Annotated in this window: 26 protein-coding genes; 9 read left to right on the plus strand and 17 right to left on the minus strand. The window is 48.1% G+C overall.

Features of this window, described 5'->3' with window-relative positions:
- Positions 1–410: 410 nt before the first annotated feature.
- The 8 genes from MJ611_RS09540 to MJ611_RS09575 form a co-directional block, all read right to left on the minus strand.
- On the minus strand, positions 411–956 hold the full coding sequence (locus MJ611_RS09540; RefSeq protein ID WP_250429511.1) for a thioredoxin family protein: 546 nt from the start codon (positions 954–956) through the stop codon (positions 411–413).
- Between the two features lie 76 nt (positions 957–1,032).
- Positions 1,033–1,929 carry a metal ABC transporter permease gene (locus MJ611_RS09545; RefSeq protein WP_250429513.1) on the minus strand — a complete coding sequence of 299 codons (897 nt, stop codon included), beginning with the start codon at positions 1,927–1,929 and terminating at the stop codon, positions 1,033–1,035.
- Between the two features lie 89 nt (positions 1,930–2,018).
- Entirely contained in the window at positions 2,019–3,302 is a 1,284-nt protein-coding gene (locus MJ611_RS09550) for a metal ABC transporter permease (protein ID WP_250429514.1), read from the minus strand.
- Between the two features lie 128 nt (positions 3,303–3,430).
- Positions 3,431–4,225, minus strand: coding sequence for a metal ABC transporter ATP-binding protein (locus tag MJ611_RS09555; RefSeq protein WP_250429515.1), 795 nt, complete (start codon positions 4,223–4,225; stop codon positions 3,431–3,433).
- A 12-nt stretch (positions 4,226–4,237) separates the two neighbouring features.
- Positions 4,238–5,170, minus strand: a complete 933-nt coding sequence (locus MJ611_RS09560; protein ID WP_250429516.1) for a metal ABC transporter solute-binding protein, Zn/Mn family — start codon at positions 5,168–5,170, stop codon at positions 4,238–4,240.
- 12 nt (positions 5,171–5,182) lie between these two features.
- On the minus strand, positions 5,183–5,839 hold the full coding sequence (locus MJ611_RS09565) for a metal-dependent transcriptional regulator (RefSeq protein ID WP_250429517.1): 657 nt from the start codon (positions 5,837–5,839) through the stop codon (positions 5,183–5,185).
- Positions 5,840–5,949: 110 nt separating this feature from the next.
- Positions 5,950–6,948, minus strand: coding sequence for a 3-oxoacyl-ACP synthase III family protein (locus MJ611_RS09570; RefSeq protein ID WP_250429519.1), 999 nt, complete (start codon positions 6,946–6,948; stop codon positions 5,950–5,952).
- A gap of 96 nt (positions 6,949–7,044) precedes the next feature.
- Positions 7,045–8,172: a glycosyltransferase gene (locus MJ611_RS09575; protein ID WP_250429521.1), complete on the minus strand. Its 1,128-nt coding sequence runs from the start codon at positions 8,170–8,172 to the stop codon at positions 7,045–7,047.
- Between the two features lie 50 nt (positions 8,173–8,222).
- Between MJ611_RS09575 and MJ611_RS09580 the strand changes: the two genes are divergently transcribed.
- Entirely contained in the window at positions 8,223–9,035 is an 813-nt protein-coding gene (locus MJ611_RS09580; protein WP_250429523.1) for a 2,3,4,5-tetrahydropyridine-2,6-dicarboxylate N-succinyltransferase, read from the plus strand.
- Positions 9,036–9,304: 269 nt separating this feature from the next.
- On the opposite strand, the gene MJ611_RS09585 is transcribed toward MJ611_RS09580, so the two are convergent.
- Positions 9,305–10,210, minus strand: coding sequence for a 3-hydroxybutyryl-CoA dehydrogenase (locus tag MJ611_RS09585; protein WP_250429525.1), 906 nt, complete (start codon positions 10,208–10,210; stop codon positions 9,305–9,307).
- 444 nt (positions 10,211–10,654) lie between these two features.
- Between MJ611_RS09585 and MJ611_RS09590 the strand changes: the two genes are divergently transcribed.
- Entirely contained in the window at positions 10,655–10,807 is a 153-nt protein-coding gene (locus tag MJ611_RS09590; protein ID WP_250429527.1) for a lmo0937 family membrane protein, read from the plus strand.
- Positions 10,808–10,879: 72 nt separating this feature from the next.
- On the plus strand, positions 10,880–11,029 hold the full coding sequence (locus tag MJ611_RS09595) for a lmo0937 family membrane protein (RefSeq protein ID WP_250429529.1): 150 nt from the start codon (positions 10,880–10,882) through the stop codon (positions 11,027–11,029).
- 78 nt (positions 11,030–11,107) lie between these two features.
- On the opposite strand, the gene MJ611_RS09600 is transcribed toward MJ611_RS09595, so the two are convergent.
- Both MJ611_RS09600 and MJ611_RS09605 read right to left on the minus strand, forming a co-directional pair.
- Positions 11,108–11,776, minus strand: a complete 669-nt coding sequence (locus MJ611_RS09600; protein WP_250429530.1) for an outer membrane protein transport protein — start codon at positions 11,774–11,776, stop codon at positions 11,108–11,110.
- A gap of 63 nt (positions 11,777–11,839) precedes the next feature.
- On the minus strand, positions 11,840–13,468 hold the full coding sequence (locus MJ611_RS09605) for an ABC-F family ATP-binding cassette domain-containing protein (protein ID WP_250429531.1): 1,629 nt from the start codon (positions 13,466–13,468) through the stop codon (positions 11,840–11,842).
- A 317-nt stretch (positions 13,469–13,785) separates the two neighbouring features.
- Here MJ611_RS09605 and MJ611_RS09610 point away from each other — a divergent pair, with 317 nt between their 5' ends.
- Positions 13,786–14,259, plus strand: a complete 474-nt coding sequence (locus MJ611_RS09610; RefSeq protein WP_250429532.1) for a DUF4199 domain-containing protein — start codon at positions 13,786–13,788, stop codon at positions 14,257–14,259.
- Positions 14,260–14,297: 38 nt separating this feature from the next.
- Complete coding sequence (locus MJ611_RS09615) at positions 14,298–14,756, plus strand: DUF4199 domain-containing protein (protein WP_250429533.1); 459 nt, start codon at positions 14,298–14,300, stop codon at positions 14,754–14,756.
- A gap of 82 nt (positions 14,757–14,838) precedes the next feature.
- Here the strand turns inward: MJ611_RS09615 and MJ611_RS09620 are convergent, their stop codons facing one another.
- The gene (locus MJ611_RS09620) at positions 14,839–15,069 is read right to left on the minus strand and encodes a hypothetical protein (protein ID WP_250429535.1); all 231 of its coding nucleotides are present in this window, start codon (positions 15,067–15,069) and stop codon (positions 14,839–14,841) included.
- A gap of 322 nt (positions 15,070–15,391) precedes the next feature.
- Between MJ611_RS09620 and MJ611_RS09625 the strand changes: the two genes are divergently transcribed.
- Entirely contained in the window at positions 15,392–15,793 is a 402-nt protein-coding gene (locus tag MJ611_RS09625) for a hypothetical protein (protein ID WP_250429537.1), read from the plus strand.
- Between the two features lie 51 nt (positions 15,794–15,844).
- Here the strand turns inward: MJ611_RS09625 and MJ611_RS09630 are convergent, their stop codons facing one another.
- Positions 15,845–16,234 carry a hypothetical protein gene (locus tag MJ611_RS09630; RefSeq protein WP_250429538.1) on the minus strand — a complete coding sequence of 130 codons (390 nt, stop codon included), beginning with the start codon at positions 16,232–16,234 and terminating at the stop codon, positions 15,845–15,847.
- A gap of 265 nt (positions 16,235–16,499) precedes the next feature.
- On the opposite strand from MJ611_RS09630, the gene MJ611_RS09635 reads away from it, so the two are divergent.
- The gene (locus tag MJ611_RS09635; protein WP_250429540.1) at positions 16,500–17,315 is read left to right on the plus strand and encodes a murein L,D-transpeptidase catalytic domain family protein; all 816 of its coding nucleotides are present in this window, start codon (positions 16,500–16,502) and stop codon (positions 17,313–17,315) included.
- Between the two features lie 89 nt (positions 17,316–17,404).
- Here MJ611_RS09635 and MJ611_RS09640 read toward each other — a convergent pair whose 3' ends face one another.
- Positions 17,405–17,596, minus strand: a complete 192-nt coding sequence (locus MJ611_RS09640; protein ID WP_250429541.1) for a hypothetical protein — start codon at positions 17,594–17,596, stop codon at positions 17,405–17,407.
- Positions 17,597–17,902: 306 nt separating this feature from the next.
- Between MJ611_RS09640 and MJ611_RS09645 the strand changes: the two genes are divergently transcribed.
- On the plus strand, positions 17,903–18,712 hold the full coding sequence (locus MJ611_RS09645) for a M48 family metalloprotease (RefSeq protein ID WP_250429543.1): 810 nt from the start codon (positions 17,903–17,905) through the stop codon (positions 18,710–18,712).
- Positions 18,713–18,862: 150 nt separating this feature from the next.
- Here MJ611_RS09645 and MJ611_RS09650 read toward each other — a convergent pair whose 3' ends face one another.
- Positions 18,863–19,048 (minus strand): hypothetical protein, encoded by a 186-nt coding sequence (locus tag MJ611_RS09650; protein ID WP_250429545.1) that lies wholly within the window; start codon positions 19,046–19,048, stop codon positions 18,863–18,865.
- 180 nt (positions 19,049–19,228) lie between these two features.
- Between MJ611_RS09650 and MJ611_RS09655 the strand changes: the two genes are divergently transcribed.
- On the plus strand, positions 19,229–20,155 hold the full coding sequence (locus MJ611_RS09655) for a diacylglycerol/lipid kinase family protein (protein WP_250429546.1): 927 nt from the start codon (positions 19,229–19,231) through the stop codon (positions 20,153–20,155).
- On the opposite strand, the gene MJ611_RS09660 is transcribed toward MJ611_RS09655, so the two are convergent.
- Together MJ611_RS09660 and MJ611_RS09665 are read right to left on the minus strand one after the other, a co-directional pair.
- Entirely contained in the window at positions 20,148–21,380 is a 1,233-nt protein-coding gene (locus MJ611_RS09660) for a metallophosphoesterase (RefSeq protein WP_250429548.1), read from the minus strand. The two genes, MJ611_RS09655 and MJ611_RS09660, sit on opposite strands and share 8 nt — an antisense overlap.
- Before the next feature lie 30 nt (positions 21,381–21,410).
- Positions 21,411–22,046: an LON peptidase substrate-binding domain-containing protein gene (locus tag MJ611_RS09665; RefSeq protein WP_250429550.1), complete on the minus strand. Its 636-nt coding sequence runs from the start codon at positions 22,044–22,046 to the stop codon at positions 21,411–21,413.
- Between the last annotated feature and the right edge of the window lie 163 nt (positions 22,047–22,209).

Here is a 22,209-nt window from a genome sequence, read left to right on the forward strand (position 1 = left end):
AGGGGTGGTTTGTACTTGGTATACGACTGTCATAGCATGAGCCTCTTTGCTCGTGATGGGCTCATGTGGGCCTCCGGCCCAGTCGAGTCACAAACTCGACTTTATTGTAAGAAACGGGTTGCAAACCCGCGCCTGTAAAAGGAGAATGAAACGGCCCCACTTCTTAGGAAGGGGTGCTTGGAAAGCGAGGAAAGTATAACTCCAGCTATAACAAAGGGGGGTATTCCTCTCCTAGGATGGGCTCAAGAATGTTTATACTTTAGCTGATCCATGTTGCACCCGCTAGTAGAAATAACAGTGGAAAGAAGCAAGTATAAAACACCCTCCTGTTTTGGGGTGTTCCCTCTATAAAAGGAGGGGCAGGGGTAAAACTAGCTCGGAACTCAGCACTCGTGACTCAGAACTCGTTTTTACTTCTTCTCAAATTCCTGCCAGGTCATTCTTTTGTGATGGTTTTCGCCGAAGTATGTAAGGATTTTGGTAATGGTAGGTGCATCAATGTATCCGGGAACCGGCGTCAGCATCTTCATTTCCTCGTCCAGGTATACCGTGGATGGATAACTCATCTGACCGTTCAATAAGGCTACTGCTAATTCGTGCGCTCTGTACTGCGGGTTATATTTATAGGTCTGGCCGTTCAGGGTAATTGGCTCTTTTCCTTCTGCATCCAGTTTTACAGCATAATAGTGCTTGTTTACCGTAGCAGCCACCTTAGGGTCGGTAAAGGTAGATTTATCCATTTTCTTGCACCAGCCGCACCAGTCGGTATACACATCGATCAGAATCTTTTTAGGCTTCTGCTTCATCTTGGCAGCAGCCTCTTCTATTGTCAGCCATTTTATACTTTCTGCCGGGGTCTTGTCCGTTACGGGGGCAGGTATGGAAGTATAAAAAGTAAATCCGGAGATGGTGAAGTATAAAGCCAGCAGCGGCAGAAGAAGCAGTTTTCGGATCATGACGGTTATGGATAGAAGTATAAATCTATAGTTTATGCGATTCTGTAACAATCTGTTTAACGCATAAGATTCCGTTTTATGCGAGGGCCTCTTCCGGTTGCCGTGCAGGAGCCACCTGCCTGCGCCGGAGCAGTTGCCCTTTGGTTGGGGAGAACAGGAATACCAGCGTAAACTCAATACCTGCAACGGTAGCAATGGCACCCGCTATGGAGCCATCCATCCAAACGGCCAGGAAGTAGCCGGCTGCTGAAGCAAGTATACCCAGCATAACTGAAAGTATAAGCATCACCTTAAAGTTATCGGTGAGCAGGTAAGCCGTGGCAGGTGGGGCTACCAGGAAGGCTACCACAAGTATGGCGCCCACCGATTCGAAAGAGGCTACCGTTGTGAGCGATACAGCCGTCATGAGCAGGTAATACCAGAGACTGGTCGAAAAACCAATAGCTGCTGCAAAGGCAGGATCGAAGGTGGTCAGGAAAAGCTCTTTGTAGCCAATCGTGATAAACAGTATAATGAGCAAGGTAACAAAGCCAAGTGTCCAGACGGTGCGTGGGCCATAGTTAAGGTTGCCTTCGGTGATCCAGAGGTCGAGTGGCACGTAGGCGATTTCACCATAAAGCACACAATCCTGATCCAGGTCTACCTGGCCGGCAAACACCGAGATCAGAATAATGCCGATGGCAAAGAGCCAGGTGAAGGTAACCCCGATAGAGGCATCTGCCTGCACACGGGCATAGCGGTGAAAGAATTCGATCAGGAATGTTGTGATAACCCCGAGCAAACCGGCACCTATCAGCATCGGCATAGAGTCCCGGGAGCCTGTAACCAAAAAAGCAATCACGATGCCAGGCAGCACGGCATGTGATATCGCGTCGCCCACCATGGCCATTCGACGCAGTATAAGATAGCAGCCCAGCAGGCTACAGCAAGTAGCCACCAACGAGCCGGTTAATATGATCCAGAAGGCGTTCAAGACTTATTTGTTAAATTGTTATACTGCTTACTGTTGATCAACGTTCCACTACTTTTCTAACTTTCTACCTTTCTAACTTTCTAACTCCCTCATGGGATTCTCGCGCTGTGCGGGTCAAGTTCCGGGTAGTTGAGCTCCTCCATCAGGCGCTTCTCCAGTTCGGGGGTGATGATGTGCTCGATCGTTTCTGCATCCTCGTGTACATGATCAGAAGCCAGGTGCAGGTATTGTGTCAGGTAAAGTTCCCAGAGGCGATGCAGGCGAACCACGCGTCTTCCTCTTTTCTCGCCCTCTATAGTCAGTATCCAGCGCTTTTTCTTTTTCTTGACATAGCCCTGCTGCTTCAGTTTTTTTAAACCATGTATGGCCTGCCTTTTGGGTATACTTCGGCGCTCCAACAGGTCCGACAAACTGCGGGACGTTTCAAAATCCTGCTTTAATTCACCCAGTTGGAAGAGCAACTTCAACAGGTTCTCTTCCAGGATCAGGGCCCTGTTGCGGCGCTGGCGCATTAGTCGGGCTACCCAGCCGCGTTTCGGGGCAAAGGCAAAAGAAAGTATGGCGATCATCGAAATGATCAGCACGATCCAGGGACCGGTTGGCATCGCAGGCGCTGTATAGGAAACAAAGGCCCCGGTAATACCTGAGAAGGCACCCATGAGCGCGGCTAGAACAAGCATTACTTTCAGGTTCTCCGTCCAGAAGCGGGCAGCCGCTGCCGGCGTAATCAGCATGGCGGCCATCAGCACCACGCCTACTGCCTGTATGCCTACCACCACAGCCAAAACAGTTAAGGTTGTAAGCAGCAGTTCCAGCGCCCTGACAGGAAAACCGATGGTGCGTGCAAAAGCCTGATCGAAGCAAAGCAGCATCAGCTCTTTGTAAAAGAGGATAGTAGTGAACAGCAGTAGCACGGCTACAATCCCGAAAACGATCAGGTCTTCCCCTACCAGGGAGGCAGCTTTCCCGAAGAGAAACTTATCCAGTCCGCTCTGGGCTGCATTGCCTGAATGCTGTATGGAAGTAAGGAGCAGAATGCCGATACCAAAAAACACCGACAGCACCAGCCCAATGGCCGTGTCTTCTTTGATGCGGGAGCGGGAGGTGATGTAATCGATGACAATGAGCGAGATCCAGCCGGTAATGAAAGCACCCAGCAACAAGATGAGGGGATTCTTGGTTCCGGAAAGTATAAATGCCAGGCAAACACCGGGCAACACGGAATGCGCCACAGCATCGCCAACCAAAGCACGCTTACGGAGCAGCGTAAAGCAGCCTACCACCGCCGAGCTTCCGGCTAACAGCACCGAGCCCAGCGTAACGTAACGTATGTTGGCATCCGCAAACGAGAAAAACTCCCAGAACTGCTGCATGTATTAATTGTTAAATGCTAATTGTTGATTGTTAAATTGTTGATTGTTTGCTACTCGATTCGAACAGGTCGCGACCTGTCCCTACAGGCTACACTTTCTAACTTTCTAACTCTTCCCTCTCTAACTCCCTATACTTTCGTCTCTCTTGCAGGGAACTCCTGCTTGCGCAGCAGGTCACCCACCTTGGAAAGTACGGTCAGCTTGCCACCGTAAGTCTGCTCCAGAAGTTCCTGCGTCAGTACTTTTTCTGTAGGGCCGGAGGCCACCAGGCGCATGTTCAGCAGCACTACCCAGTCAAAGTAATCAGCAGCCGACTGCAGGTCGTGGTGCACTACTATTACAGTTTTGCCTTGTGCACGCATCTGGCGCAGGAGTTCGATGATGGCTGTTTCGGTAGCGATGTCAACCCCGGCAAAAGGCTCGTCCATGAAGTAGACATCCGCATTTTGTGCGAGTGCCCGGGCAAGAAACACGCGCTGCTGCTGCCCGCCCGAGAGCTGCGAGATCTGCCGGTTGGCAAAAGATTGCATGTTCACTTTTTCCAGAGCCTCCATGGCTGCATCCTTGTCGGCTTTGCGTGGACCTCTGAAGAGCCCCAGGTTGCCATAGCGTCCCATCAGTACCACATCAAATACCGAAGCCGGAAAGTCCCAGTCAACGGATTCGCGCTGGGGTACGTAACTGATGCGTTTGTGTACCTGCTTTATCGGCTCGTTGAAGATCCTGACGTAACCGCTGCTGGTAGGCAGCAGGTCCATCATGGCCTTGATCAGGGTAGATTTGCCAGCCCCATTCGGACCAATTACGCCTACCAGGGCACCAGCTGGTAGTGTCAGGTCAATATCCCAAAGCACGGGCTTTCGGTCATAACTTACTGTCAGGTCGTGTACCTCAACTACCGGATTATCTACTTGAACTATCATGGTGTAACCTGATCATTTTAAAGAAGTAACAATGTTGCGAACGTTGTAGCGGACCATACCTTCGTAGGTGCCTTCCGGTGTTCCGTCTGCGCCGAGCGCATCCGAAAAGAGGGTGCCGCCTATCCGTACCTCGTGGCCTTTTTGCCTGCTGCCCTGTACCACCGCTTCGATGGCTTTCGGGGATACTGATGATTCAACAAACACGGCTTTTATCTTGTTTTTAACTATAAAGTTCACCAACCCCGACACATCCTGAAGTCCGAACTCCGATACCGTAGAGATGCCCTGGAGCCCGCGCACCTGTATGTTGTAAGCGTCGCCGAAGTATCCGAAGGCATCGTGCGCGGTGATCAGTATGCGCTGGTTTTCTGGTATCGACCTAATCTCAGCTTTTGTGTAGGCATCCAGAGCTGTCAGCTGCTGCAGGTATGCTGCGGTGTTCTTTTGGTACAGCTCCGCATGTTGCGGGTCTTTTTTCTGTAGTTCCTGGCTCAGGTGCGCTACCACTGCTTGCCAGAGCGCCACATCGAACCATACATGCGGGTCAAAACTATCCTGGAACTGCGGAGAGCGGCGGAGTTTGTCTTGCGGTATGCCCTCAGTAGCGGCAACTACTGTTTTAAGGCGGCTAAGCTTCTCCAGTACTTCGCCCATCTTGCCCTCCAGGTGCAGGCCATTGTAGATGATGATGTCTGCTTCGGTCAGCTTGTTCAGGTCTCCCTGCGTTGCCTTATACAGGTGCGGGTCTACACCACTGCCCATAATGGCCTCCACATCCGCAGCGTCACCTATAATATGCTGCACCGCATCTTTCAGGATACCTGTGGTGGTAACCACTTTCATGCGCTTCCCTGCGGCAACCGGCGCTTTGGTATCTTCCAATTTGCAGCCGCTGAGCAGGGCAGAGGTCAGCAGGCAGATAAGCAGTAAATAAGCGTACTTCATAGCTGTGCTTACCTAAGCTGATAAAAAGATATTGCGGGATACTTCGCTTGAAACAACCAGGTTTTTCTTGTTTTCCAGGTTTATTTCCAGTGAGTTATCGTACGCTATCCTGTCTATTACTTTAACTTTGGCTCCGAGGAAAATGCCCATCTTGTCGAGGTACTGCAGGAAGAGCGGCTGCGTATCGTTCACGCCCACTACAATGCCGGAATCATTCACCTCCATCTCGGCCAGGAGCTTCTGCTGCTTGAGGTTCATCTCTCCATTTTCAGAAGGGATCGGGTCGCCATGCGGGTCAAATTTCGGGTAGCCCAGGAACTCGTCCAATCGCTTGATGAGCAGGTCAGAGTTGATATGCTCCAGTTCTTCGGCAACCTCGTGCACTTCGTCCCAGTTAAACTTGAGCTTGTCTACCAGGAAAACCTCCCAAAGCCGGTGCTTCCGGATGACCTGCAAAGCCGTGCGCTCGCCCTGTTCCGAGAGGGTTACCCCGCGGTACTTGACATAATGCACAATCCCCTTGTTGCTCAGTTTGCGCAGCATATCGGTAACAGAGGCAGCCTTCGTGTCGAGGGCCTCGGCAATTGAATTGGTGTTTACCTCCTGCGTGCCGTTAGCCGAAAGCTTGTAAATGGCCTTGATGTAGTTCTCTTCTGTAAAGCTGTACAACTCTTTGGATCAATTATGAATTATGAATTATAAATTATGATTGAGTACTCGAAATGGTATCACATCCACAATTCATAATTCATAATTCAGCATTCATAATTTATTCAAAACTACCAGCGGATTAGTGCTGAAGCCCAGGTAAAGCCACTGCCGAAGGCGGCAAGGCATACCAGATCGCCTTCCTTGATGCGGCCTTCTTCTACTGCTTCGCTCAAAGCCAGAGGCACCGAAGCTGCTGTGGTGTTGCCATACTTATGGATGTTGCTCATCACTTTTTCCGTAGGCAGTCCCATTTTCTGTTGGATGTAGGAGGTGATGCGCAGGTTTGCCTGGTGCGGTATAAGCATGTCGATATCAGAAGCTTGGTACCCGTTCTTCTGAAGTGCTTCTTCAATCACTTCCGGGAAGCGGGTTACCGCATGCTTGAACACCATGTTGCCGTTCATATAAGGGTAAATGGTGCCTTCGTCGATCATCTGATGGGTAAGACGCTCTTTTTTATTGCTGCCCGGATCAATGGTAGCAAGCTCTTCGGCAAACTCTCCGTCAGAATGCAGGTGTGTAGACAGGATACCTCTTTCGTTGCTTTCAGAAGGCGTAAGCACTACGGCACCGGCGCCATCCCCGAAGATCACCGATACGCCACGGCCTCTTGTGCTGAAGTCAAGGCCGCTCGAGTGGATCTCGGAGCCTACTACAAGCACGTTGTTGTACATGCCTGTTTTGATGAACTGATCAGCTACGGATAATGCATAGACAAAGCCGGAACACTGGTTACGCACATCCAGGGCAGGTATCTCCTTTATGCCAAGCTCGCGCTGCAACAGTACGCCCGAGCCTGGGAATACATAATCCGGGCTGAGGGTAGCAAACACAATCATGTCCAGGTCTGACGGCTCCAGGTTAGCCATTTTTAGGGCGTTGCGGCCCGCATTGGCACCCATGTTAGAGGTAGTGTCCACACCTTCCTGGAAGTACCGGCGCTCTACTATCCCTGTTCTTTCCCGGATCCACTCATCGGTGGTGTCCATCAGTTTTTCTAGATCTTTGTTGGTAACTATATTCTCTGGAACATAATGGCCAACACCTGCTATTTTTGAATTGCGCATACGTATGAAGGTTAATGATTCGAATATACTTAATTTTTATGAATTTAGATTCGTCTAAAAATAAATTTTATTTCTGTTGAAAGGATTAACCGGCAACTAAAGCAATCGCTGAACCACCTGAGTCAGTTTTTCTTCTTCTGTGTTCCAGAACACGAATTCAGGGATGCCCATCCCGTAGAATGGGTTTTGCCGGAAAAGCTGCAGTAATTCGGCAGCATGTACGGATCTGAAATCAATTGAATAACCTGCCTGATTCTCTTCTACTATGGGTTGCCACAACGGGTTCTCCTGCACCAGTACCGGCAAGCCGTGCGCCATGTATTCATAGAGCTTAGTAGGGATGCAGCGGAAGGTACTTTCATTCGGTCTGTAGGGGAGAAGCCCTACATGGCTGCGGTTTATCTCTTCTATGATCTGCTGGTGCGGCACCAGGCTGTCGCCGCCAATCAGCTTGATATAGGGCTTGTCCTTTATACTTTCCCGAAGCTGCGCCAGTGTTTGCCCCTTTGCACAATAGCCGATAATGGTCAGCTGTACCTGTGGGTGAATCTGGTGGAGCTGACCGGCAAATTCGATTGCTTCGAACACGCCGTACGTTTCTGAAATGGTACCGGAGTATAACAGGCGAAGTGGCTGGTCTGGTGAAAGCCGCACCGGCGTAGCAGGTAAGGTATAACGTGTGCCTGGTTTATACTTGTTCTCGAGCAAAGTATAGCGCTCATCCAGAAAAGGTAATTCCTGAAGGTAACTTTGCTCTGCTACCAGGAAATGCGCCACAGCTGATGAAACAAGCTGCTCTATACTTCTGACGCCGAAAGCCAGCAGGTGCTTTACCGGTGCAGCATAATGGTGCTGAGCAGTCAGGTTCAGGCTATAGTTCTCCTGTATGTCGTATACAATCTTACCGCCATGTAGCTTCTGGTACAAATAGCTAACCAGCAGTAATTCATGTGTCGCAACTATGATCAGGTCAGGCTTTACTTGAAGTAGTAGTTTGTAGAAACTGCGTTGCGCAGAAAGGCGGCCTATACTCAGGCGCGGAAAAGAGAAGATCGGATAGAAGGCTATATTAGCGGGCGCCTCAGCAGGAACCGGAGCCTGATAACCACAGATACTGATGCTGACGTTCCGAAGCTTACTCAGCGACAAACCCAGTTTTTCGTACATACGGGTGTCGTTAATCGGCTTTAATAAGGAAGCAAGCAGGATTCTCTTTTCTGACATCGGCTAAATTTAATACTTTTACGCTTTAATCTTAATCCTATACTTTATATATGGCGCTTCAGGAAATTATAGAAGGAGCCTGGGAAAACCGGGAATTATTGAAAGAACATACTACGATCGAGGCAATACGTGCTGTGATCGAGGAACTTGATAAAGGAACATTACGCGTAGCAGAACCGGCCGGCGATAACTGGAAGGTAAATGAGTGGGTAAAGAAAGCTGTGCTGCTATACTTCCCGATTCAGCAGATGCATACTATTAATGTAGGCCCGTTCGAATTTCATGATAAGATGGCGCTGAAGCAGAACTATGCACAGCTGGGTGTACGCGTGGTGCCTCATGCCGTGGCGCGTTATGGTGCTTTCCTGGCCAGAGGCGTGGTAATGATGCCTTCTTATGTGAACATTGGTGCTTACGTGGACGAAGGTACCATGGTGGATACCTGGGCTACGGTAGGTAGCTGCGCGCAGGTAGGTAAGAACGTGCACCTGAGCGGTGGCGTAGGCCTAGGCGGCGTGCTGGAGCCAGTACAGGCTGCACCTGTTATTGTTGAGGATGGCGCTTTCATCGGCTCCAGAAGTATACTTGTAGAAGGCTGCCGCATTGGCAAAGAAGCCGTGATCGGGGCAGGTGTAACCATTACCGGTAGCTCTAAGATTATCGACGTGACAGGAGCGGAGCCGATAGAGTACAAAGGCTATGTGCCGCCGCGCTCCGTAGTTATTCCTGGCTCTTACACCAAGAAGTTCCCAGCGGGTGAGTTCCAGGTGCCGTGCGCGCTCATCATCGGCCAGCGTAAGGCAAGCACGGATCTGAAAACCTCTCTGAACGACGTGCTGCGCGATCACGCAGTAGCTGTGTAAACTCGTTTTTCGTTGATAGAGATGAAAAAGAAGCGCCTCTGCTGTTACAGCAGAGGCGCTTCTTTTTATTATAAAGTATACCTGTGCCATTGTTGGTGTTCTCACCCGCAATCTATACTTCATCGACCTTGATATGCGCTAAAGAGTAGATGTGGCAAGTAGCTCTATAAATAAAAAAGGTCCCACTATCTAAGCGGGACCTTTCTATACCTTATACTATAGAGTATATTTATACTTACTATCTGAAACGGAAGGCCATTGGCTCGTTGCTACTGCACGAAATGTCGCTTCTTAAAGCGATCCGCTACCACAAGCTCTTTGGTACCGTGTGTCCAGGAGTAGAAGCCCTGGCCGGATTTAACACCTTTGTGGCCGGCCTGTACCATGTTTACCAGCAGCGGGCACGGCGCATACTTCGGATTGCCAAACCCGTCATGCAGTACATTCAGGATCGAAAGGCAAACATCCAGACCGATAAAGTCTGCCAGTTGCAGCGGTCCCATCGGGTGAGCCATTCCCAGCTTCATGATCGTGTCGATCTCCTCAACACCTGCTACGCCTTCATATAAAGAGTAAATCGCCTCGTTGATCATCGGCATCAGGATGCGGTTTGCCACAAAGCCCGGGTAGTCGTTGCACTCGGTCGGTACTTTGCCCAGCTGCAGCGAAATATCCATGATCTGGCTGGTTACTTCATCCGAAGTAGAGTAGCCGCGGATGATCTCTACCAGCTTCATTACCGGTACCGGGTTCATAAAGTGCATGCCGATCACCTTATCCGGACGGTTGGTAACCGAAGCAATTTTGGTGATGGAGATAGAGGAGGTGTTGCTGGCAAGTATAGCCTCTGGTTTTGTAAAAGCCGAAAGGTCTTTAAAGATCTTCAGTTTCAGGTCCACGTTTTCTGTGGCAGCCTCAACTACCAGGTCCGCCTCACGCACGCCTTCTTCCATATTGGTATAAGTATGGATGTTCTTAAGCGTATGCTCTTTCTGCTCTTCCGTCAGGTGGCCTTTTGCTATTATGCGGTCAAGATTTTTTGAGATAGTGCCTAGTGCTTTCTGAAGAGCTTCTTCTGAGATATCGACAAGAGCGACCGGAAACCCATTTTGTGCGAACACATGAGCGATGCCATTGCCCATGGTGCCGGAACCAATAACTGCTACTTTTTTCATAGATACAAAGCGTATGGTTTTGATAATGCTTTACAAAGCTAAGTTAATTTCTAATAATCTGTTCTATTATCCTGTTTCTCTTAGAAGACTTCAATTTTAAAATGAGGCATTCTATACAGGAGATTTCTTTGAGGCTGTTGATGCCTTGAAACGAAATGCAATATCAGGGTGAAATTATTTTATACTGTAAAGACAGAAGACAGTTGATTATCAGATGGGTTAGGAGGTGGGTTTTTGCTCTGAAATGTATCGGATTGTTAAAATATAGACAATCTCATACAAAAAAATGCTTTTATATAAATCTTTTGAAATATAGCTGCGTAAAAGCTAAAACAAAAAAATACAACTGTAATCTGAAATAACAGTTGCTTGATCAAGTTTGTTTGTAGCACGTTATTCTGATTTAGAGTTGTATTAAGAACACATAACAAATACTAAAAAACTATGGGAAATTTATTGTATATAATAGCTGTAATCCTTGTTATTTTCTGGTTGATCGGGTTCCTCGGGTTCCCTGATGCAGTAGGTGGTATCATCCACGTATTGCTGGTACTGGCTGTGATCGCTGTTTTGCTGCGATTGATACGAAGAGCCTAACCTGCACGCCGGAAAATCGTTAATTATGTAGATACTGTTCAACTTATTCGAAAATATTAAAGACTAAAAACTATGGGAAATTTATTGTATATAATCGCGGTGGTTCTTGTAATCCTGTGGCTGATCGGTTTCCTCGGATTCCCTGACGCAGTAGGTGGTCTGATCCACATCCTGCTTGTTATTGCAGTAATCATGGTGCTGTTGCGCCTGATACGTGGCTAACGACAGATAGAACTTGAAGATAAAAGGGCTGCTATACAAGTATAGCAGCCCTTTTATTTTAGGTATTGGCTTACAAACTTACCGCCCGACAAAAGCAAAATTAAAGTTCACCCTGATGACGGGATTTGAATAAGGGTTTGGAAACTCATCATTGAAGTTATAAAGCACCAGGATGTCTGATGAAACCTTATTGCTGAGGAACTGCCTGTAGCCCAGCCCAGCCATCGGTAAACTCATTACCTCCCGGTCTTTTTCATAATAGCCGTTGTAGTAGGAGGTCAGGTACTCAACACTCAGTACTTCATATTCTGCATGAACCAGGAAGTTTCTGTACACTTCCTGCTGGGCATATACTTTGCCGCCCACATTCTGCAGGCTTATGCCTTCTCCACCCTGGTACTGATACGTTACGCCACCTCCTAACCAGAACTTTTCAGTGACCCTGTAGCCAACGAGCGGAGATAGGGAAACGGCGGTGTAAGTACCAAACTGTAATCCAAAACCACCACCCCAGTATAACCGATGCATAAGTGGCACCTTCTCCTTAAACTCATCTTCCTGCTTCTCAACTACCGGAGGCTGTTCCTGCACAGGAGGCATTTCAATAACCCGTGGAGGGGGCAAAGGTTGCTGTTGCTGTTGCCTTTGGGTAGGAGTGGGGCCGGTAGGCAAAGTCGGTTTCCGACGAACAGTATCCGGTTCAGTCTGAGCAAGCAATCTGGTGCTCGTACCAAGCACTAGCAGCACACTTAATGTTAAAACATATCGACAGAACGGTTTCATAGTCAGGCTGCAGTAAAAAGGCTGTGGTTATACCACAGCCTTGTCATACATCTTTTTACGTAACTCTTTGATGTTCTCGTCTGAGAGGTATTCCTCATATGACATACGTTTGTCAATGATACCAGTTGGCGTAAGCTCAATGATTCGGTTAGCGATAGTGTCTACGAACTGAAGGTCATGAGAAGAGAACAGTATGGTGCCGTCAAAATCGCGTAGCGAGTTGTTCAGCGCCTGAATCGACTCCAGGTCCAGGTGGTTGGTTGGCTCATCGAACACCAGCACGTTACCAGACTGCAACATCATTCTGGAGAACATGCAACGCACTTTTTCACCACCTGACAGTACATTAGCCTTCTTCAGCGACTCTTCGCCGGAGAACAGCATACGGCCCAGGAACCCGCGGATAAAGCTTTCATCTTTCTCCACAGAATACTGGCGCAGCCAGTCTACCAGGTTAAGGCTACCATCTGCGAAGAACTCCTGGTTATCTTTCGGGAAGAAAGACGACGTAATGGTCGTGCCCCACTTGAATTCCCCGCTATCCGCCTTTTCCTCATCGAACAGGATCTTGAAGAAAGTAGAGGCAGCCAAGTCATTACGGCCAATAACCGCGATCTTATCACCTTTATCAACCATGAAGGTAATATCCGTGAAGATCGGCTGGCCGTCAACAGACTTGCTCAGGTTCTCCACATTCAGGATCTGGTTACCTGCTTCGCGCTCAGGTTTGAAGGCGATGTAAGGGTATTTTCTGGAAGAAGGCTTAATGTCTTCTACAGTCAGTTTCTCGAGCAACTTGGCACGCGAAGTAGCCTGCTTCGATTTGGAAGCGTTGGCGCTGAAACGGCGGATGAATTCTTCCAGTTCCTTGCGCTTGTCTTCGGTTTTCTTGTTGGCGTCGGAACGCTGGCGCAGGGCCAGCTGGCTCGATTGGTACCAGAAGCTGTAGTTACCGGCAAACATCTGGATCTTGCCAAAGTCGATGTCGGCTACGTGCGTACAAACGGCATCCAGGAAGTGGCGGTCGTGCGATACCACAATCACCGTGTTCTGGAAGTTATCCAGGAAATTCTCCAGCCACATGATCGACTCAGCGTCCAGGTGGTTGGTAGGTTCGTCCAGCAGCAGGATATCCGGGTTGCCAAACAGCGCTTGTGCCAAAAGCACACGTACTTTCTCGCTACCGCTCAGCACCTTCATCAGGGCATAATGCAGGTTCTCGGTGATGCCAAGGCCGCTCAGGAGTTCGGCCGCCTCGTATTCGGCGTTCCAGCCTTCCATGTCAGCAAATTCACCTTCCAGCTCGGCGGCACGCTCGCCATCGGCTTCTGTAAAGTCAGCTTTGGCATAAATAGCATCCTTCTCCTGCATGATGTCATATAGGCGCTTGTGGCCCATAATAACCGTCTGCAGCACCGGGTACTCGTCAAATTCGAAATGGTTCTGCTTAAGTACGGCCAGGCGTGCATTGGCAGGTATATCCACAGTACCGGTGTTCGGATCTATCTCGCCTGCTAATATTTTCAGAAAAGTAGACTTACCTGCACCGTTGGCCCCAATCAGGCCATAGCAGTTGCCAGGTACAAACTTTATGGTTACATCTTCAAAAAGGGTACGCTTGCCATAAGACAGACTAACGTTGGAGGTACTGATCATAGATTGCTTTGATTGTGATATAATGGAAGTATAGGTGCAAAATTACAAATAAATGTCGGGATTGGTAAAGGCCTGTCAATCAGAAGACAGGTAAAGTGGCTGCTATAGTATAACTTTTTGTTATAGAGCTGCTTAACTCCGATTTGGAAAAATTATATAGCGCAAACCACAACGCCGCCCCGCATTCTTTAGTATATAATTTCAATAATATACAACGGAAAGCACAGGCTGGCTCTTTGCCATCGCCTATCTTCTAACCAAACGGGCAGTTAATCTGTTCAATTTAAAGAACATTGACTCAATAAAACTTGATTGATATGGCATTTACAAACGTTTCTTACCAGAAGGTATCCTTAAAGTATGGAATTTTCGTGGGGCTGGCCCACATCGTGTTCTTCCTGATCATGCGGATATTCGGACTTTTACACATCGTGGAGCTTTCTTTTTTCAGCTCTATTTTCCTCATCATCGGTATAGTAGTAGCGATCGCTAATTTTAAGCGGGCCAGAAACGGGGACATCAATTATTTTCAGGGACTGGCAATAGGCGTTACGGTAGGTGTGGTATCATCAACGTTGCTAGCATTGTTCCTGGTCTTCTACATCAGCCTGTTCGACGCGACGTACTTGTCTAACCTGCAGGCGAGCTCGCTCTTCCCACGTGGTTTGTCAATGATCGCCCTGTTTGCTCTCACCATTGTGTATGGCACCTGGCCTGGTTTTATCATCGCCTTTGTAGCCATGCAGTGGTATAAGCGCGCAGATCATACCATGCCGGAACGGATTCGGTAAACAAAGTAACTAAAAGCTAAAGCGTCGCCCTCTAAGCTATGGAAAAGATCGGCATCAAGTATGGTCTCTTTACTGCGGCAGGCCTGATCGTTTATTTCCTGTTGATGAAGTTGGTCGGGCTCTCGCATATTGTTGAGTTGCGCTTTGTCAATGGCGTTATCATGGCCATTGGCATCAGCATAGCGATAAAAGCTTACAAAGACAGCGTGAAGGGAATGATCGGCTACTTTAAAGGGCTGGGCGTGGGGATTATCACATCTATCGTGGCGACGGTGTTGTTTGCGGCTTTTATGCTCGTATTCATCAAGGTGTTTGATGATTCGCTGCTGGAAGTACTCTCAGCAGACCGCTACTTTGGAGAACGGATGGATGTAACGCCCGGTATTGTGATTTTCACGGTGTTGATACTCGAAGGCGTGATCTCCGGGTTTATGATATCTTTCATTGCCATGCAGTGGTTCAGGCGCCGCGAATACAAAGTTCCGGGCAGCCCGTGAGCTTACTGATGACACATACAACAAAGGCCGGTTGCAGAGAAGCAGCCGGCCTTTGTTTTTATACTTAGGCTCCTGGTATAGTTCAGATCACCAGGCTGTCAGGGCGCTGAATGATCTGCACTACTATTTCATGAAGATCACCTTCCTTGTCTTCCATTTTATAGATGACGATGGGATTGTCAATATCGTGCTTAGATGTGATATCAATTACTTTTCCGGCTCCTAACTTACTTTCCAGTTGCGGTGCGAGTTCTTTGAATGCCCGGGCAAAATCAACCTCCAGCGGGCTTGGGTTGTACTGTGTTGTTCTCATAGCTTCCTTGGTTTTCAGGGCTTTGGTCAGCGTTCCTGCCAAAAGGGCCTGTGCTTTTAAAAATACTATTGTGTGCCTCTTTCCCTTATACCTGCATTAACCCCAGTGGTTGCCTAACATTAAGTATTGTAAGTATATGTAAACTATATTCTTTATAAAGTTTTATTATGTTTTGGAATAGAAACAAAGTTGCAAAAGAAGTCCTGCTGGCATATATCGGAAAAATATAAAATATAATTGCTCTAATATCTAACCTGGAAATAAATATTACGTTCATAATAGGGGAGTTAAATAACAGGATAGTAGAGAAGAAAATACAAAAATGAAGAAAGTTATACTTAGCATAGTTTCATGTCTGTTCGTGCTGGGGGTGCAGGCGCAAAGCTCTAAAGTGACAGACGATAAACTGGATAAGCTAGTATTGGCCAGCAATTTGACCGGTGCCGAAATGATATCGCTCGAGATGAAGCAGGAGCTGAACCTGACAGAAGAGCAATACAAACAAATAGAGTTGCTGAACAAACAACGATATGAGAAACTGATGGAGGTTGAGGCTACCTATGCGCACAGCCCGTCCGAACGTACTCGCAAATTCCGGGATGTACATCTGCAGAACGACAAAGCCCTGACAGGTGTGCTGTCGGAGCAGCAACTAAAGCAGTACCTCGAACTGGAAGGCCGGCAGAATGTACGCTACATCAGCACCAACGACGAAGGTAAATAAGACTTGTGATTGAGTGTTTAACTGGAAAGCCCGGCTTTGCGCCGGGCTTTCTTATTTTTTGAGTATGTCCTTGTAGGTGATTTCGCTTACCTTATGCAAAGCATTGAAACGTACCTCGGCACGGTTAGCCTCTGACAATTTGCCCTTTACCGTACATTGAGTACCCGGCTCCAGGTAATAGTAAAACACACGTTGTCCCCGCCTCATCAGCTGTTCACCATCGGGCTTTCCTAGTATGTCCTTTATGTCGTTTTCAGTTCTGCCGTACAGGCTGCGGCGAATATCCTCAAACTTTTCAACCATTTGCTGGCGGTTGCCTTTGCAGGCGAACTTGTCGCTTTTCCAGGTATCACTGTCAAATCCTTCTATTCTGGCGGGCTCAGAGCAGGAAACGAGTAGTAAGATCAGCAGTGCAGGAGAAACAAGGAATCGCTTTAGCATGGTTTGGTATAATTGATTTCAAAATTGCGAGATAAGCTGTAACCACACAAGCAGTAATGCCGAAATTATGTTTAAAAGTACAGGTTTAAATTTTTTCTGTGTTTTTACATACTAAAGGTGCGCACCACAATCGTTTTGCATTTAACAAGTGAAACTGCTACTTTAGATGGGCCCGTTCTGGTATTTTTACAACGCGACGGAACAATTTTAATGTCAATACCTGTTGTTTTTGCTGACTCCAAAAAAAGAAGCTGAAAAGAAACTTATGCTAAGAACAGTTTTATCTTCTCTCGCACTCTGCCTATTTTCATTTACCACGCCTGGTGCCGATAACGGACTGTACCAGATGCCTGCACCGGAAACAGAAGAAAATGTAGCGGGTTTTACATCGGGCGTTTCGCTTACTTTTGCTGAAAAACAGCTCTTTTTTGAAAAGCATCTTGAAGATGTGTACGACGAAGCGGACCTGAAAAAAACAGGCTTATCCTTCGACGTGTTCCGTAAAGCCGTTATTGGTTTTCATAACTTCAAACAGAAGCAACTGGTATCCCCATCCAAATCAATTATCACAGTTGTTGATTTCACCAAATCCAGCCGCGACAAACGCATGTGGATCATTGACCTGAAGTCGAAGAAGCTGTTGTTCAACAACCTGGTAGCGCATGGCCGCAATACCGGCGAAGACAAGGCCCTGAACTTTTCAAACAAAGCCAACTCCAACATGAGCAGCATTGGTTTTTACCTGACCGGCAAAACCTATTTTGGCAAACACGGGCTTTCGTTAAAACTGGATGGAATGGATGAGAAGTATAACTCAAATGCGCGGGACCGTGCTATTGTTGTACACGGCGCAGATTATGCTACTGAAAAATTTGTGAAGCAGTATGGCCGCCTGGGCAGAAGCCTCGGATGCCCGGCTGTACCTCGCGAGATCTCAAAAGAGGTGATTGAGCATATCAAAGACAATACGGTTATGTACATCCATTCGGCAGATAAGAACTACAACTCATCTTACCTGAACCCAGCTACAGCAGTGGAGGTATTTGCACTAGAGGCGGTTGCCCAGGGGCAGACTGTTTGAAGAGAAAGAAATAATGCAGCGGATGCTGCTAAAGTATAAAAACCACTTTTAGAGCGAATCTAAAAGTGGTTTTCTTTTTTAAAGGACGTTTACGCTTCGTCTTTCGTGGTCTTTACCAGGTTTATTCCGGAAAAGAAGAAGATCAGGCCAACTACAAAAGGCACTGCAGCTGTAAATTTACCAACAGCCACGCCGTCTCCTCCCATCAGAAAAGCATATGCTCCCCAAATGATGCCAATAATACCTAAAATGGTAAGTATGGCACCGAATGTTCGTTTCATATTCATAGTTCTATCATTTAAATGTTTGCTGCCTTGGCAGTAAGTATAACAGTTCTACGAAAATGGAATAAAATAGTATAGCTATACTTTGTTTAAACCACTAGAGCATGCTTCAACTATCAAAGTATGGAACTGGAATTCGACTGATTTTGATGACCGCATCGACTTTGATTAAATTTTTGCACCGGTTTCTCAATTTTCCTATCCGTTTTATGTAAGTGGAAGTATATGCAGGTAATTGCCCGCTGTGGTTGAGACATAAAAATACAGCCCGGCAATGCTTTAGATCAACTATAACTGTATAGGATGAGAGCTATTATAAAGTTTATCATTGCCTTGCTGGTAGCAGGTGTTTCGCTGATTTCTTATTGGTGTAACCGGCAGGAAAATGAATTTACCGGTGAGTCGCAGCACGTGGACATATCTGTAGAGCAGGAAATTGCACTGGGCTTACAGGCGGCACCCGAAATGGCATCGCAGTACGGTGGTTTGCACCCGGACAAGCAGGCTGCCGCCGAAGTGAAAGCTATCGGTCAGCGGCTGGTGGCTAACACCAACGTCAGCGAGACTCCCTATAAGTTTGATTTTCACTTGCTGGCAGATGAGAACACCGTAAATGCCTTTGCACTGCCGGGTGGCCAGGTGTTCATCACGGCAGGTTTGCTGCGCAAGCTGAGCTCAAAGGGGCAGCTGGCAGGTGTGCTGGGGCATGAGATAGGACATGTGGTAGCGCGGCACTCGGCACAGCAACTGGCTAAAGCAAAGCTTACGCAAGGGTTAACCGGTGCAGCCGCCATTGCTACGTACGACCCGGACAACCCGGCCAGCCAGACGGGTGCCATTGCCGCTGCCATGATCGGTAAATTGGTGAACATGCGCTACGGCCGTGAAGATGAACTGGAGTCAGACAGGCTGGCGGTGCGCCTGACGGGGCAGGCAGGTTACGATCCGCGTGCCATGATAGAGGTGATGCGCGTACTGGAAGAAGCCAGCGGGGGTGCTCGTGGCCCTGAATTTGCCCAAACCCACCCGAACCCGGGCAACCGCATCGCAGAGATCGAGCAGGCCATCCGGCAGGAGTATCCGGAGGGACTTCCGAAAGGTTTAGTACAATAATTTCAATTTTATCTTGCTGTAAAGCAACTTTAGTAAAAAGTCTCTGTATAAATCAATATAAAAATATACAGGGTATTTTGAATAACCTTTATATTTTTCTGACACCGCACTGTGCTATGTTTCATCATGGCGTTTGATGTATACAGATTATTATAAACTGAAAACGAACTGAGTTATGCCAACTAGCAAGAGCCAGGGTTCAAAAGGAGAAACTAGTAAGTCTACTACTTCCAAGTCTTCTTCAACCTCCGGCAAAACAGAAGCAAACAAATCCACTACATCAAAGAGCAGCAGCTCTACCAGTGGATCTTCTAAATCCTCCGGATCAGGATCCAAATCTTCCGGATCAGGATCAAAGTCATCTACTAAATAATAAAGATCTGACGAAAGCCGGTTATGCTTCCGGCCATGGAAAACTAACCTTTACAAAGAGGTTAGTTTTCTTTTTATATAGCTACCTAAACGGCTGTTTCACGTATCAGAGGCTTGTAGCACCCTGTAGTAAAGTATAACCCAATGCACAAAGACACCAAGCACCACAACCTGCTGTTCGTAATCAACCCCATTGCCGGAGACATAGACAAGGAGGAACTGGAGGAGGAGATCCAGACGCTTTGCCACGCGGATGGAATAAACTACAATATCTATAAAACGACCGGTGAGGAAGATAAAAAAAAGATAAAAGAACTACTGGCCGAGCACAAGTATGATGCCGTGTACGCGGTGGGCGGAGACGGTACCGTAAACCTGGTATCCTGCCTGCTGATCGGTACTACAACCCCGCTTGGTATCATACCTTTGGGGTCAGGCAATGGCCTCTCCAAAGACCTGAACATACCGCAAGATACCGAAGAGGCGCTCCAGCTCATCCATTCCCATGTGGTTCGTAACATCGATACCATCGATGTGAACGGCCACCCGTCTGTACACCTGAGCGATCTTGGGTTTAATGCGCTGGTGGTGAAAAATTTTAGTGAAGGAGATCGGCGCGGGCCGGGAGCGTACGCCTGGATTGCCCTGCAGGAGTACCTGAACTACGTGCCCAAGTTCTACCGGATCGAAACCGATACGGAAACATTCGAGGGGGAGGCCTTCATGGTAACCATTGCCAACGCTAATGCCTTTGGCAGCAACGCGAACATCAACCCAAACGGCATCCTGAACGACGGCCGTTTCGAGATCTGCCTGATAGAGCCTTTCCCGAAGCCTGCCGGTCTGGGCATACTTTATAAACTATACACCGGCGGCATCGACAGCTCTGTTTATACCCGCATCCTCAGTTGCAAGACAGCAACCATCTACAACATCGACAACGAAGTAGTGCACGTGGACGGCGAACCGGTAGAAATGGAGCAGGAGATAAAGGTTACCATACACCCCAAAAGCCTGAAAGTGATACTGCCTGTACCGGAAGAGCAGCAGGACGAACCACCACTCAACTGATCTGCTGAGCAAAAGCAGGCTGCAGAATTGATTTGAGTTCTTTCCGGAAAACGACAGAACCGATGGTGGGAGCAACTTCGTTATCGCCTACGGCAACTGTTTCCATCCAGATCTCGCCGTTACTGTAGTAGTTCAGCACAAAGAACCCCCGTTGCTCCAGTGTAAAGGTGGCTTTTCCTCCTTTTTTTACAAAGGATGTTTTGCTTCCTGAGCCGCTCACGATGTAATGATTGTTATGCCGCTCGAAGTGCTGCAGGTTGTGGTCGTGGCCCGCAACGTATACGATGTTGCTGTAGCGGTTGAAGATGCGGAGCAGCCGCTTTCGCATTTTTCTGTAGCGCCGGTGCGACATGTCTTCGCGTGCACCGAATAGCTGCCGGTAAAACGGGTATAATGAGCCGAAAATAGGCAGTGGTATCAGAAAGCGCTTATTAGCAGCTGTGAGCGGAAAAATATGCTGCTTGATCGTGAACTTGCCCCCGTGCAGCGCATTGCTGTAGAGCGGGTGATGCGCCGCCACCAACACACGCTGGTGCCTGTTCTGCCGCAGCATGGCATTGAGCTCCTGGAAAAAGCCTTCGATGTCTTCGTAGGGGCAGCCATACTTGCTGCCGAGTGGTTTCTCGCCCCGCTGCACAAACCATTGCGTGTTAATGACCAGCAGCAGCAGGCCTTCCGCCAGTTGGATTGCTACCGGGCCCGGACAGCCTGTACGGGGTAGGTAAGCGTCTTCATCCTGCAAACCTTCTACAATATACTGCTCCTGCAGCAGCATCCGCTGGTAGCCATCTGCACGGCCTTTGTTCCAGTCGTGGTTGCCGCTCAGAAATATACTCCGGCCTGCCCTCTCTTTCAGAATACCCATCAGTAAGTCGAGCCGTTCGACAGCTTTGGCCCGGTGCCGGTGCCCTTCGGGTGGGAGGCCCACCGGGTAAAGGTTATCACCCAGGAAAAGCGCTGTTCCTTTAGCACCGTAGGTCTGGTGCCATTCCTCCAGTAGGTGCAGGATCGGGTCTGTACCATCGGTAGCAAACGCACCAACATCGCCCAGAAAAGCAACGCTATGCACCACTTGCGCATCAGCAGCCGGGCCAAAGTTGCGCCATCCAATATCGGTAAGCCTGTAATAGGGTTTGTTGCGGTATTTACGCTCCTGCAGGTAACTGAACAGCAGGAATGGAACGGCTAAGGCTGGTATGATGATGAGGAAGTAGTATAGCAGCATAATTTATACTTTCGTTCGGGGGCAGCTGGGTTAAAAGTGAGGAGAGGTTAAGTTCTTGAAATGGCCGTTCATTTTAACACGCTCTTTCAGGCGCTCTGTTTCCAGTACAATGGGCACCACCTGGTTAAGGTGTTGCAGTATCATTTCCTGCCGGTCGGCTTCGCTGGCATTTTGCAGTACCAGGTATTCCTGCTCGGTGCTCAGGCCCAGGTGGTGTGCAATGTCATAAGACGTAAAATTTTCCGGTAGATCGATAAACAGCTTTTCAACTCCCAATGCTTTGTACAGTAGCGTGAGTTGCTCCTTAATCTTTAGTTTTGTCACAAAATCTTCATCGTTGATTATCTCAACAGCTTCCACCTGGCCGCCGGCATAGAGTCGCCCGGGAGCCTGTTTGTCAAACTCCAGGATTTTGAAAATGCTGAGGCCCTTTGTGCTGAGGTCCATTTCACCGTTGTCATACTTTTTCACCACATCCAGGATTTTGATCTCTGTGCCGTAAAGTCCTACGCTATTGTTGATGAAGGTGGGGATGCCAAAGTTTTTCCCTTCGTGCAGGCAATCGTGCACCAGCTGCTTATAGCGTGGCTCAAAAATGTGCAGGTTAAGCTTTTCACCCGGAAAAACCACTAGGTTAAGCGGGAAAAGCGGAAGGTACTTTGCCATAAAGTAGAGCAATGTTTAAAGTATAACAGGCAGCGTTTCGTTTTGTGTCGGTAGCCTCCGGAAGCCGGATTTTACTTTTAATCTGCTTACGCGGTATGCAGGGCACGTGTTGATGAATAACAGGGGTTAGAAGACGCTTGTTACATAAAATCTGCAGTGAATG

Origin of the sequence: Pontibacter ruber, from assembly GCF_023630205.1 — a bacterium.
Classification (GTDB): domain Bacteria; phylum Bacteroidota; class Bacteroidia; order Cytophagales; family Hymenobacteraceae; genus Pontibacter; species Pontibacter ruber.

Coding starts and splice junctions, on each gene's coding strand:
- MJ611_RS09540 (WP_250429511.1), bottom strand. CDS start 956: ATGATCCGAAAACTGCTTCTTCTGCCGCTGCTGGCTTTATACTTCACC.
- MJ611_RS09550 (WP_250429514.1), bottom strand. CDS start 3,302: ATGCAGCAGTTCTGGGAGTTTTTCTCGTTTGCGGATGCCAACATACGT.
- MJ611_RS09555 (WP_250429515.1), bottom strand. CDS start 4,225: ATGATAGTTCAAGTAGATAATCCGGTAGTTGAGGTACACGACCTGACA.
- MJ611_RS09560 (WP_250429516.1), bottom strand. CDS start 5,170: ATGAAGTACGCTTATTTACTGCTTATCTGCCTGCTGACCTCTGCCCTG.
- MJ611_RS09570 (WP_250429519.1), bottom strand. CDS start 6,948: ATGCGCAATTCAAAAATAGCAGGTGTTGGCCATTATGTTCCAGAGAAT.
- MJ611_RS09575 (WP_250429521.1), bottom strand. CDS start 8,172: ATGTCAGAAAAGAGAATCCTGCTTGCTTCCTTATTAAAGCCGATTAAC.
- MJ611_RS09580 (WP_250429523.1), top strand. CDS start 8,223: ATGGCGCTTCAGGAAATTATAGAAGGAGCCTGGGAAAACCGGGAATTA.
- MJ611_RS09585 (WP_250429525.1), bottom strand. CDS start 10,210: ATGAAAAAAGTAGCAGTTATTGGTTCCGGCACCATGGGCAATGGCATC.
- MJ611_RS09590 (WP_250429527.1), top strand. CDS start 10,655: ATGGGAAATTTATTGTATATAATAGCTGTAATCCTTGTTATTTTCTGG.
- MJ611_RS09595 (WP_250429529.1), top strand. CDS start 10,880: ATGGGAAATTTATTGTATATAATCGCGGTGGTTCTTGTAATCCTGTGG.
- MJ611_RS09605 (WP_250429531.1), bottom strand. CDS start 13,468: ATGATCAGTACCTCCAACGTTAGTCTGTCTTATGGCAAGCGTACCCTT.
- MJ611_RS09610 (WP_250429532.1), top strand. CDS start 13,786: ATGGCATTTACAAACGTTTCTTACCAGAAGGTATCCTTAAAGTATGGA.
- MJ611_RS09615 (WP_250429533.1), top strand. CDS start 14,298: ATGGAAAAGATCGGCATCAAGTATGGTCTCTTTACTGCGGCAGGCCTG.
- MJ611_RS09620 (WP_250429535.1), bottom strand. CDS start 15,069: ATGAGAACAACACAGTACAACCCAAGCCCGCTGGAGGTTGATTTTGCC.
- MJ611_RS09625 (WP_250429537.1), top strand. CDS start 15,392: ATGAAGAAAGTTATACTTAGCATAGTTTCATGTCTGTTCGTGCTGGGG.
- MJ611_RS09630 (WP_250429538.1), bottom strand. CDS start 16,234: ATGCTAAAGCGATTCCTTGTTTCTCCTGCACTGCTGATCTTACTACTC.
- MJ611_RS09635 (WP_250429540.1), top strand. CDS start 16,500: ATGCTAAGAACAGTTTTATCTTCTCTCGCACTCTGCCTATTTTCATTT.
- MJ611_RS09640 (WP_250429541.1), bottom strand. CDS start 17,596: ATGAAACGAACATTCGGTGCCATACTTACCATTTTAGGTATTATTGGC.
- MJ611_RS09645 (WP_250429543.1), top strand. CDS start 17,903: ATGAGAGCTATTATAAAGTTTATCATTGCCTTGCTGGTAGCAGGTGTT.
- MJ611_RS09655 (WP_250429546.1), top strand. CDS start 19,229: ATGCACAAAGACACCAAGCACCACAACCTGCTGTTCGTAATCAACCCC.
- MJ611_RS09660 (WP_250429548.1), bottom strand. CDS start 21,380: ATGCTGCTATACTACTTCCTCATCATCATACCAGCCTTAGCCGTTCCA.
- MJ611_RS09665 (WP_250429550.1), bottom strand. CDS start 22,046: ATGGCAAAGTACCTTCCGCTTTTCCCGCTTAACCTAGTGGTTTTTCCG.